Raw genomic sequence first — 9825 nt, forward strand, 5'->3', positions numbered from 1 at the left:
GGGTCACCTCCGGGTCGCCGTGCGGCGGACCCACAGATTGATGAGGGTGGCGCCGAGCAGCATCACGCCGAGGAAGGCCTTGAACCAGTCGGGGTTCCAGCCCGCGTAGACGATGCCCTGGTTCACCATGCCGAACATGAAGGCGCCGAAGACCGGGCCGATCGCGGAGCCGTAACCGCCGGTCAGGAGGCAGCCGCCGATCACCGCGGCGGCGATGTAGATCAGCTCCTGGCCGACGCCCTCGCCGGACTGCACGGTGTTGAAGGAGAACAGCTGGTGCATGCCGACGAACCAGGCGCCGAAGCCGACGGTCATGAACAGCGTGATCTTGGTGAAGGTCACCGGCACACCGACCGCGCGGGCGCTGTCCTGGTTGCCGCCGACGGCGAAAATCCAGTTGCCGTACTTGGTGCGCAGCAGGACCCAGGTGGCGATCGCCGCGAAGACGAGCCACCACACGACGGTGATCTTCACCTGGACGCCGCCGACGTCGAAGGACGAGGCGAAGATCGCCTTCGCCTGGTCGAAGCCGTCCATGGTGCTGATGTCGTCGGTCGCTACGTTGCCGGTGATCAGTTTGGTGACCGCGAGGTTCACACCCTGCAGGATCAGGAAGGTGCCGAGGGTGACGAGGAAGCTCGGCAAGCCGGTCTTGACCATCATCCAGCCGTTGAACGCGCCGATCCCGAGCGACAGCGCCAGTGCGACGATCACGCCCGTCCAGACGTTCATGGTCAGCTGGTAGCTGAGCATGCTCGCGGTGAGCGCCGAGGTGATCACCGCGACGCCGGACGACAGGTCGAACTCGCCGCCGATCATCAGCAGCGCCACGGGCAGGGCCATGATGCCGATCGTCGACGACTGGTAGAGGACCGTGGCCATGGAGCTGCCGGAGCGGACCGACGGCGCCACGGCGAGGAAGAAGACGAACACCGCGACGGCGCCCAGGAAAACACCCACCTCGGGCCGGGCGAGCACCCGCAGCGCCAGGGGGCGCCGTGCCGTCCGCCCGTCGGTCTCCTTGCGGCCGGGGTCCGGCGGTGTGGTCACCGCCGGACCGGCCGGCTGGGCCATGCTCATCACCGAGTGCCCTTCGCGGCGAACCGGGCCACGGCGTCGACGTTGCTCTTGTCGACGAAGGCCGGGCCGGTCAGCACCGGCTGCTCACCGCCGCCGCTGTAGTTGCCGTTGCTCTTGTAGAGCCACAGGGAGTCGATGGCCAAGTAGCCCTGGAGGTAAGGCTGTTGGTCCACGGCGAACTCGATGGTGCCCTTGCTGATGGCGCCGGTCAGGTCCTTGTTGAGGTCGAAGGTGGCGACCTTGGCCTTGCTTCCCGCGTCGGACACGGACTGCGTGGCGGTCAGCGCGAACGGGGCGCCGAGGGTGACGACGTAGTCGATGGCGCTGTCCTGCTTGAGCTTGGCGGTGATCGTCGACTTCACCGACGGCATGTCGGTGCCGTTGACGTTCAGGGTCTCGACCGAGCCCGAGAACGTCTTCGCGACGCCGTCGCAGCGCTGGGTGAGGCCGATGTTGCCCTGCTCCTGGATGACACAGACGGCCTTCTTGGCGCCGGCCTCGTTCAGCCGCTTGCCGAGCGCCTCGCCCGCCACCGTCTCGTCCTGGCCGAAGAACTCCATCAGACCGAGCTTCTGCCATTCACTCACACCGGAGTTGAGGCCGACGACGGGTATGTTCGCCGCCTTCGCCTTGTTCACGACGTCCTTCAGCGCGTCCGGCTTGGCCAGGGTGATCGCGATGCCGTCGACCTTCTGGTCGATCGCGTTCTGGACCAGGTTGGCCTGGCTGCCCGCGTTCGGGTCGGCGGAGTAGATCAGCTTGATGTTGTCCTTGGCCGCGGCGGCCTGGGCGCCCTTGCGGACGATGTCCCAGAAGGTGTCGCCCGGCGACTGGTGGGTCACCAGCGCGATCGTCATCCGGGGAGTGTTGGCCTTGCCGGCGGACGCGCCCGCCTCTCCCTCTTCTGACTTCTTGCCGCCGGAGTTGCTGGAGCAGCCGGCGATGAGCAGCGCGGACGCCGCCGCCATCGCGACGAGTGGGGCGACCTTACGGGAGCGGGGGTGAAACGTGCGGTCCATCTTTCCAGCACCTCACTGTGCGGCCGGGGAAAGGGAACGGGACGGCGCGGGGCGCGAGGCCCGTTTGGGGGCACGGACCGGCACGTCCGGGCCCTGTGGCGGTGGCGCGGCTCTTTCGCTGGGACGGGATACAAGCCCCTGTTGTACCCGCCTGTCAATGCTTTGTTAAGACATCGTTTCAGGAATAGGTCCGAATGTCAGGACAAAATGGCGAGAGGGGTCGCCGACCGCACCCAACGGCGTCGACCATGCGCGCCTCACCCCCGCGCCCAAGCCAGGCTCACAGGGTCACCCACACTCCCTGCTCGGCGGAGCGTGACATGGCATCCAGCGCGATCGCGCTGTGAACGGCGTCAACCAGCGTCGCGCCGTACGGGGTGTTGTCGGCGATGGCGCGCAGGAAATGGTGCGCCTCGATGACCTTGAGGTCGTCGTAGCTCATGGCGTTGGCCGAGCCCGGCTGGAAGGCGGCGTACTCCCCGTGCCCCGGGCCGACGTACACGGTGCTGACCGGCTGGTCCTGGTACGCCGTGCCCCGGCTGACCGCCAGCTCGCCCATGCGGCGGAAGTCCCAGAAGACCGCGCCCTGGGTGCCGTGCACCTCGAAGCCGTAGTTGTTCTGTTCGCCCACCGAGACCCGGCACGCCTCCAGGACGCCGCGCGCGCCGGAGGCGAAGCGCAGCAGGCAGTTGACGTAGTCCTCGTTCTCCACCGGGCCCAACTCGCCGCCCGCCGCACGCGCGTGACCGGCCGTCGCACTGGTCGGGCGGGCCCGCTGCGGCAGGAAGATCGCGGTGTCCGCGGTCAGTGCCGCGATCTCGCCGAGCAGGAAGCGCGCCAGGTCGACTCCGTGCGAGGCCAGGTCGCCGAGGACCCCGCTGCCACCCCGTTCCCGCTCGTAGCGCCAGGTCAGCGCGGACTCCGGATGGGCCGCGTAGTCGCTGAACAGCCGGATGCGGACGTGGGTGACGGTGCCGATCTCGCCGGAAGCGATCAGTTCCCGGGCGGCCGCCACGGCCGGCGTGCCTCGGTAGTTGAAGCCGACGGTGCCCTGGACGCCGGACTTGGCCACCGCGTCCGACACGGCTCGGGCGTCATCGGCGGTCAGGCCCACCGGCTTCTCGATCCAGAGGTGCTTGCCCGCCTCGGCCATGGCGACGCCGATCTCGCGGTGCAGGAAGTTCGGCGCGGTGATGCTCACCGCCTGGACCCGGGGGTCGGCGGCCACCTCACGCCAGTCCCGGGCCGCGGTGGCGAAGCCGTACCGCGCCGCTGCCTCCTCGGCGCGGCCGGGCACCTCGTCGGCGACGGCGATGAGTTCGGGTCGTACGGACAGCTGGGGGAAGTGGTGCCGGACGCGGGCGTACGCCTGCGTGTGCACCCGTCCCATCCAGCCGAACCCCACGACGGCAACGCCCAGCGCACGCACCATGACTGCTCCTCTTCGGACCGGTCCCACAGCCTTGCGGATCACACTGAACGCCGTCCCTGGACATGTCAACGCGGCTCCGGCCAGGTCCGTGAGCGGAAGCGGCGGGCCGTGCCGGCCGCCGTCGAGGAACTCGGCTGCTGGCCCACCCCCGCCGCGCGATCAGGCCGGTGCCGGTGCCGGAACCGCGGCGGCCCGGTCGGTGAGCGACGCCGAATAGCGGCGCAGCAGGAGGACGGCGGTGGTGGCCAGTCCGGTGAGCAGGCCGAGCCAGATGCCGACGGTGTCCAGGCCGAGCGGGTAGGCCAGCAGCCAGGAGGCGGGGAGGCCGACGGCCCAGTAGCCGACGAGGGTGATCCGGAATCCGCTCTTCGTGTCGTCGAGGCCGCGCAGCAGTCCGATGCCGATGTTCTGCGAGCAGTCGAAGAACTGCAGGAACGCGGTGACGACGAGCAGATGCGTGGCGATGTCGAGCGCGCGGTCGGAGCCCGAGTCGAGGAACGGGGCGAGGACGAGCTTCGGCACGGTGACGTAGAGGGTGCCGACGACGGTCATCACGGCAGCGGCGCAGGCGAGCGCGGTGTTCCTGATGCGGCGGGCGTCGCCGATGCTGCCGAGGGCGAGTTCGCGGCTGACGTTGATGGACGCGGCGTGCGAGAGGCCGACGGCCACCTGGAAGACGATATAGACGAGTTGGTTGACGGCCGTGTGCGCGGCGAGCGCGGCCGGGCCGAAGGAGCCGGCCATCAGCGCGGTGAGGGAGAAGAACCCGGCTTCCGAACCGTAGGTCGCCGCGATCGGCACGCCGAGGCCGACGAGCCGTTTGACCGTGGCCGGTGCGGCCTTGGCGGCGTTCAGCGTGAGCAGCGGCGCCAGTTCGGCGTCCCGACGCGCCGAGACGTACAGGGCGAGGAAGGACAGCAGATAGACGGTGGAGGTGGCGACGCCGATGCCGGTCAGACCGAGCCGGGGGAGCCCCCAAGTACCGTGGATCAGGACCCAGTTGAGGCCCGCGTTGACCCCGATGGACACGACGGTGATGCGCAGCAGCGCCTGGGGGCGCCGCAAGCCGACGGTGAACTGGCGGATCACCTGGAACCACAGACAGGGCAGCAGGCCGGGCGCGAGCGCCAGCAGCATCGTCTCGACGCGGTCGACGACCGCGGCGTCCTGCCCGAGCCAGGTCAGCGACTGGCCGATGAGGATCATGAGGACGGCCCCCGCGAGACCCGCGAGCGTGGCCAGGGCCAGGCTCGCGCGGAGAATGCCGCGGACTTCCTCGCGGGCGACCTCGGCGTCCTCACCGCCCCGTTCGGCCTCTCCCGCCTGTTCGGCCTTCTCGGCCTGTTCTGCGCGGGCCGCCGCGGCGGCGATCTGGTTGCCGACGGAGGTGACGAGCCCGACGCCCATGGTGCGCAGCTGATTGAAGATGACGATGGCCAGACCGCCCGCGGCCAGTTCCTGGGTGCCGAGCAGCCCCATCATCACGGTGTCGGTGGTGGTCAGGGCGACCTGGGCGAGCTGGGTGAGGACGAGCGGGACGGCGAGGGTGGCCAGCGCGCGGCTGTCGCGGAGGAGAGTGGTCAGCATGGGGGTCATCGGTTCCTGCGGAGTTTGGTGAGGAGCTCGTCGATGTCCCGTTCCGCGGCGGGCGCGAGCAGGTCACGGGCTTGCATCCAGTCGTCGTTGAACACCGTGTCCAGGTACTTCTCCCCGCCGTCGTTGATGAGCGCGACCATAGTGGTGCCCGGCGGCAGTGCGGAAAGCCGGGTCAGCGCCTCGTATACGACACCGCCCGCGGAGCCGCCGATGAGCAGCCCGGTACGGGCCACCGCGCGACAGGCCGCGAACGCCTCGACGTCGCCGACCTTGACGCCCTCGTCGATGAGGTCGAAGTCGACCAGGGCACCGATCTCGGCGCCCTCGGGGGTGCCCGTGCCGGACTGGTAGTAGTCGTGGGCGGGGCCGCCGAACGCGATGGATCCCTTGGGCTCGACGCCGATGGTCGTGAAGCCGGGTATGAGCGTCCGGAGTTCACGGGCCGTCCCGCAGAGTCCGCCGCCGGTGCCGACGGCGCCGACGAGGACGTCGATCCTGCCGTCGAGCGCCTCGTGCAGCTCGTGGGCCACCGGGAAGTAACCGACACCGTTACTGTGGTTGTTGTGCTGCTCGGTGAAGATGGTGTTGTCCTGGCCGCGGGCCATCTCCTCGGCGAGTTCCTCGCGCGCGGCGGTGGCGAGTTCCTCGGTGCCGTCGTCGTCGACGTACACGAGCTCGGTGCCCAGGGCCTTCATGGCGCGCAGTTTGTCGGCACTGGCGTGATGGTCGACGACGGCGGTGAAGGTGTAGCCGCGCTCGGCGGCGACGACGGCGAGTCCCAGGCCGGTGTTGCCGGACGTGGACTCGATGATCCGTCCACCGGGCCGCAGTTCACCGCGCTCCTCGGCGTCGGTGATCATCTGGCGGGCCATACGGATCTTCGCGGTGCCGGTCGGGTTGAACATCTCCAGCTTCAGCAGCAGGCGGCTGCCGGTCTCGGTGACGGCGAGTTCGAGAAGGGGCGTGCAGCCGATCAGGTCGGACACACGGGAGACCACGGCGGGCCGCTGAAGTGCTCCGGGCATCGAATGCTCCTGTGGGGGTCGGGCGACACGGGGTCGGGCGACGTGGGCCGGGCGGCGCGGGGGCGTCAGGCGAAGTGGCGGTTGGGGTACAGCTCTGACGAGCTGTCAGACAAAGTGCCGGTCGAGTCTCCAGCGCGGACGGCGGCGGTCGGTGTGGTCGACGACGACCTTGGGCGGCAGGGGCAGGTCGTGGAAGGACGACTCGTTCGAATCCATCTGGTATCCGGCCGTGTTGGGGTAGACGAGGAGGTCGCCGACCCGAGGCCGCCGGGGGAAGGGGATCTTCCGCCAGGTGAGCATGTCCGACTCCAGACAGGTGGCCGCGCCGACGGCCGCGGGGTAGATGCCCACCGGCGCCACCGCACCCGTCGAGAGCAAACGGGGCTCGGGCAGGTACTCGCTGTTGAACCACTGCTCCGACAGGCTCAGGCTGGTCCCGTCCACGGTCAGCAGCTGATACCCGTCACGGTTCTTGGCCCCCTGGATCCGGAACACGCTGGCACCCGCCTTGTCCAACAGCGCGCGCCCCGGCTCCAGCAGCAGGACGATCCCGGAGTCGTCAAAGAGCTGGGCCACCGTCCGGTCGTATCCCTCGGGACGCGTCGCGAGCAGGGCCCGCAGCGCGTCGGCGTCTGCCACGCGGGAGTAATACGGGTAGAAGTCCCCGGAGTTGTACGCCTTGCCCGCGTGATAGTGACCGCTGTTCTGCGCGCCGAGGAAGTCCCGCCAGCTGTCGGCGTCGGTGTAACGGACGGCCAGGCCACCGCCGATGCTGATCCGGTTCGCCTCGAGTCCCAGCACGCGGGCCTTGAGGCACGCCTCCACCAGGCGCCCCGCGAGATCGGCCCGCGGCTGGATGGCGTAACCGGACAGATGGAAGCTGAAGCCCTCCATCCGGATCGCCTCGCCCGCCTGGACGCAGCGGTTCACGGCGGTGGCCAGTTCGGCCTCGGTCATGCCGAAGCGGCTGTGCGGCTGGCTCGCTGGCAGGCAGCGCAGGAGGATCCGGCCCGGTCGAACGTGTCCGCTCAGCACGGTCGTGACGAGCGCGTCGAGTTCGTCCAGGGTGTCCAGGGCGATCAACGCGCCCTGCTGGACCGCCAGTCGCAGCAGCAGAGCGTCCTTGGCGGGCCCGGTGACGACCAGGTTCTCCCCGCGCATCCCGTGCCCAAGGGCCTCCCGCAGCTCACCGACGGAGGCGACATCGACGCCCGCCCCACCGGCCACGGCGCGCTCCACCCACACCGCGGCCTTGTTGGCCTTCTTGGCGAAGTACACGAAGCCGTCCACCCCCGCGTCCGCGAGCGCGTCGTGCAGGGCCCGGAGGTTCGCGTCGAAGGCGTCGGGCAGCAGCAAGTGGAACGGCCCGCCGAACGCGTACGAGAGCTCTTCGAGCAGCCCGCTGGCGATGACCGCCTCGGTGGCGGGATCGGGCAGCGCCGGGAGCGAAGGTCCCCCGTCGGTCCCGGAGGGCGCGCCGCTCACCGCCACAACGCCACCTCCGTGCCCAGTCCCTGAGCCAGCGCCAGCTGTGCGAAGCGGTGGCCGAGTGCGATGTCGGTGACGACGAGACCGCTGTTGTACGCGAAGATCCGCTCCGTCGCCGAGTGACGGCCGGCGGTCACCCCGGCGAGCACGGGCGGGAACTCGGCGTCCACGGCGGGGAGTTTGCCGTCGGCGTCCGCCATGTCGGTGCCGGTGACGTTCATCTGCGCCTCGCTGGTGGCGATGACACGGTCGGCCCGGTGCAGCGTGGACGGCGCGAGGCCGTGGCCGACGAGGATCGACAGGGCGCCGGGCCTGAGCCAGTCCGCCTCGACGGCGGCCGGAGTGTGTCCGCCCGCCGTCGCCACGATGACGTCCGCGTTCCCGGCGGCGGCCCGCAGATCGGTGACGACCTCCACCTCGCGGTCCGGATAGTACGCGCGCAACTGCTCGCGCACCGCTTCGATGCCCTCGGGGTGGGTGCCGAACAGCATCAGCCGGTCCAGGTCCGGCAGGGTGGTGAGCAGGAACGGCAGCGCGAGGCGCCCCTGCGTTCCGGTGCCGATGACCAGGGCGCTGCGCGCGCCCGGCGCCGCGCAGGCTCGGGCGAGCAGCGCGGAGACCGCCGGGGTGCGCAGCGATCCGATGCGCGAGCAGTCCATCATCGCCACGGGCAGCCCGGTGACGTCGTCGTAGACCGTCAGCGAGGTGTAGTAGTGCTGCTCCTCGCGGCCCTTGTCGAGACCGTGCTTGTACGAGGTCTTGATCGCGACCACGTCGCGGGAGCCGTCCCGGCCGAGCATGGCGTACGCGACCGAGTGCCCGTCCGCGGGCTTGACCGTCAGCTTGCGGGGGTTGTCGGACTGCCCGGCGTGCAGGGTGCGGTAGGCGCCCTCGACGGTGTCGACCACGTCGGCCAGGGATATGTCGATGCCGGCGAGGTCGCTGGTGGAGAGGATCCGCAGGTGCTGGTCGTCGCCGGGGGCGCCGGTGAGGTCGGTCACGGTGGTGTTCCTCCAGGGTGAGGAGCGGGAGAGGGCGTTCAGCTCGCGTGCGCGTCAGGCGCGTCAGGCGCGCCAGACGCTTCAGTGGCGGCTCGACTCTGGCCGTAGGCTCCAGAGCCGGCTCGACTCCTGTCGTACGCCTCGACGGCCGCCTGGCCGTAGCCGTGCTCGTCGGCCTCGGCGAGCGGGCGGGAGCGGCGCCCGGGAACCCCGACGGAGGCGCGCTTGAGCCAGCGGTCGGTGCCGTCGTAGCGGGCCCGGAAGGGCACCCGGCCGTGCACCACCATGTCGTTGTCGACGACGAGGACTTCGCCGGGGTTCAGGCTCACCGCGCGGGAGACGCGGGCGAGTTCGTCCTCCAGACGCCGGTAGGCGGCCCGGTGCGCGGGGGAGGCGTCGGCGAGCGGCGTGTAGGCCGGATCGAAGCGGAGCGTCAGGCCGTCCTGGGCGTGGAAGAGGGTGGGCACCAAGGGCGGGCTTCCGCCGTCGAACCCCTGGGCCTCGGTGTACGCGTCGTCCGGCAGGATCGGCAGCAACGGCCGGGTCAGCAGGGCGATATCGGCCTCGTCGAGCCGGACCTGGCGGATGCTGGCGGCGGTGGTCGCGATGTTGTCCCGATTGCGCATGCAGCTCAGCATCAACAGATGGGCGCGGCCCGGGTGGAAGGCGTCCTCGGTGTGCGGGCTGAGCAGCACCGTGCTGCTGGCGCCGGTCTGCTCGTCCTCGTGCCCGGGGGAGGGGACGATGTTGTGGACGTAACGGCCGTCCTGCTGTCCTTCCCAGGCGATGGGGTTGCCCATCACGGTCGCCAGCAGGAGCAGGGTGATGTCGTGGAGCGCGCCGCGGTCGCCCGCGTCGGCCCAACTGGTGGGCGTCGGACCGAGGTTGTGGCCGTCGACGTCGAGTCCGGCGAGGACGTACAGCCCGTCGGCCGTGTCCACGGGGCGGCAGTGGTGGCGCAGGGTGTCGCTGAAGGCGTCGGCGGTCTGGGCGACCCGCTCCAACAGGGTCGCGGAGGCGGCGGATGTGCCGAATTCGGCGAGCAATTCCTGTGCTGCCTGGCGGAGTTCGGCCACAGAGTGGGCATCGAGCGTGCGGACAGGTGCGGCTGCCGTGCGCATGGCGAAAGGTCCCGTTCTTCGAAGGGTGTGGGGGTTTGCTGTGCGCTAGCTGTGAACGGGCCA

8 protein-coding genes are annotated in these 9825 nt (G+C 70.2%); all 8 read right to left on the reverse strand.

Translation table 11 applies throughout. From position 1 onward, the window contains the following. Positions 1-3 precede the first annotated feature (3 nt). The 8 genes from C4B68_RS36845 to C4B68_RS36880 all read right to left on the reverse strand — a co-directional run bounded on the left by C4B68_RS36845 (position 4) and on the right by C4B68_RS36880 (position 9762). Positions 4-1080: an ABC transporter permease gene (locus C4B68_RS36845; RefSeq protein ID WP_167459231.1), complete on the reverse strand. Its 1077-nt coding sequence runs from the start codon at positions 1078-1080 to the stop codon at positions 4-6. Further along, the gene (locus C4B68_RS36850; protein WP_099502274.1) at positions 1080-2099 is read right to left on the reverse strand and encodes a sugar ABC transporter substrate-binding protein; all 1020 of its coding nucleotides are present in this window, start codon (positions 2097-2099) and stop codon (positions 1080-1082) included. Before C4B68_RS36850 ends, C4B68_RS36845 begins: the two co-directional genes overlap by 1 nt. Positions 2100-2379: 280 nt before the next feature. After that, the gene (locus C4B68_RS36855) at positions 2380-3531 is read right to left on the reverse strand and encodes a Gfo/Idh/MocA family protein (protein ID WP_099502273.1); all 1152 of its coding nucleotides are present in this window, start codon (positions 3529-3531) and stop codon (positions 2380-2382) included. A gap of 159 nt (positions 3532-3690) precedes the next feature. Next, a complete protein-coding gene (locus tag C4B68_RS36860) occupies positions 3691-5118 on the reverse strand; it encodes an MATE family efflux transporter (RefSeq protein ID WP_099502352.1) in 1428 nt (475 codons plus the stop codon). Between the two features lie 5 nt (positions 5119-5123). After that, entirely contained in the window at positions 5124-6152 is a 1029-nt protein-coding gene (locus tag C4B68_RS36865; protein ID WP_099502272.1) for a cysteine synthase family protein, read from the reverse strand. A gap of 105 nt (positions 6153-6257) precedes the next feature. After that, on the reverse strand, positions 6258-7643 hold the full coding sequence (locus tag C4B68_RS36870; RefSeq protein WP_099502271.1) for a type III PLP-dependent enzyme domain-containing protein: 1386 nt from the start codon (positions 7641-7643) through the stop codon (positions 6258-6260). After that, positions 7634-8641, reverse strand: a complete 1008-nt coding sequence (locus C4B68_RS36875; RefSeq protein ID WP_180289269.1) for an ornithine cyclodeaminase family protein — start codon at positions 8639-8641, stop codon at positions 7634-7636. Before C4B68_RS36875 ends, C4B68_RS36870 begins: the two co-directional genes overlap by 10 nt. 38 nt (positions 8642-8679) lie before the next feature. Beyond that, on the reverse strand, positions 8680-9762 hold the full coding sequence (locus tag C4B68_RS36880; protein WP_099502270.1) for a TauD/TfdA family dioxygenase: 1083 nt from the start codon (positions 9760-9762) through the stop codon (positions 8680-8682). Positions 9763-9825 lie beyond the last annotated feature (63 nt).

Origin of the sequence: Streptomyces dengpaensis (assembly GCF_002946835.1) — a bacterium.
Taxonomy (GTDB): Bacteria; Actinomycetota; Actinomycetes; order Streptomycetales; family Streptomycetaceae; genus Streptomyces; species Streptomyces dengpaensis.

Bases quoted from the DNA above. Each gene is read 5' to 3' on its own strand.
- C4B68_RS36845 (WP_167459231.1), bottom strand. From the start codon at position 1,080: ATGAGCATGGCCCAGCCGGCCGGTCCGGCGGTGACCACACCGCCGGAC.
- C4B68_RS36850 (WP_099502274.1), bottom strand. From the start codon at position 2,099: ATGGACCGCACGTTTCACCCCCGCTCCCGTAAGGTCGCCCCACTCGTC.
- C4B68_RS36855 (WP_099502273.1), bottom strand. From the start codon at position 3,531: ATGGTGCGTGCGCTGGGCGTTGCCGTCGTGGGGTTCGGCTGGATGGGA.
- C4B68_RS36860 (WP_099502352.1), bottom strand. From the start codon at position 5,118: ATGCTGACCACTCTCCTCCGCGACAGCCGCGCGCTGGCCACCCTCGCC.
- C4B68_RS36865 (WP_099502272.1), bottom strand. From the start codon at position 6,152: ATGCCCGGAGCACTTCAGCGGCCCGCCGTGGTCTCCCGTGTGTCCGAC.
- C4B68_RS36880 (WP_099502270.1), bottom strand. From the start codon at position 9,762: ATGCGCACGGCAGCCGCACCTGTCCGCACGCTCGATGCCCACTCTGTG.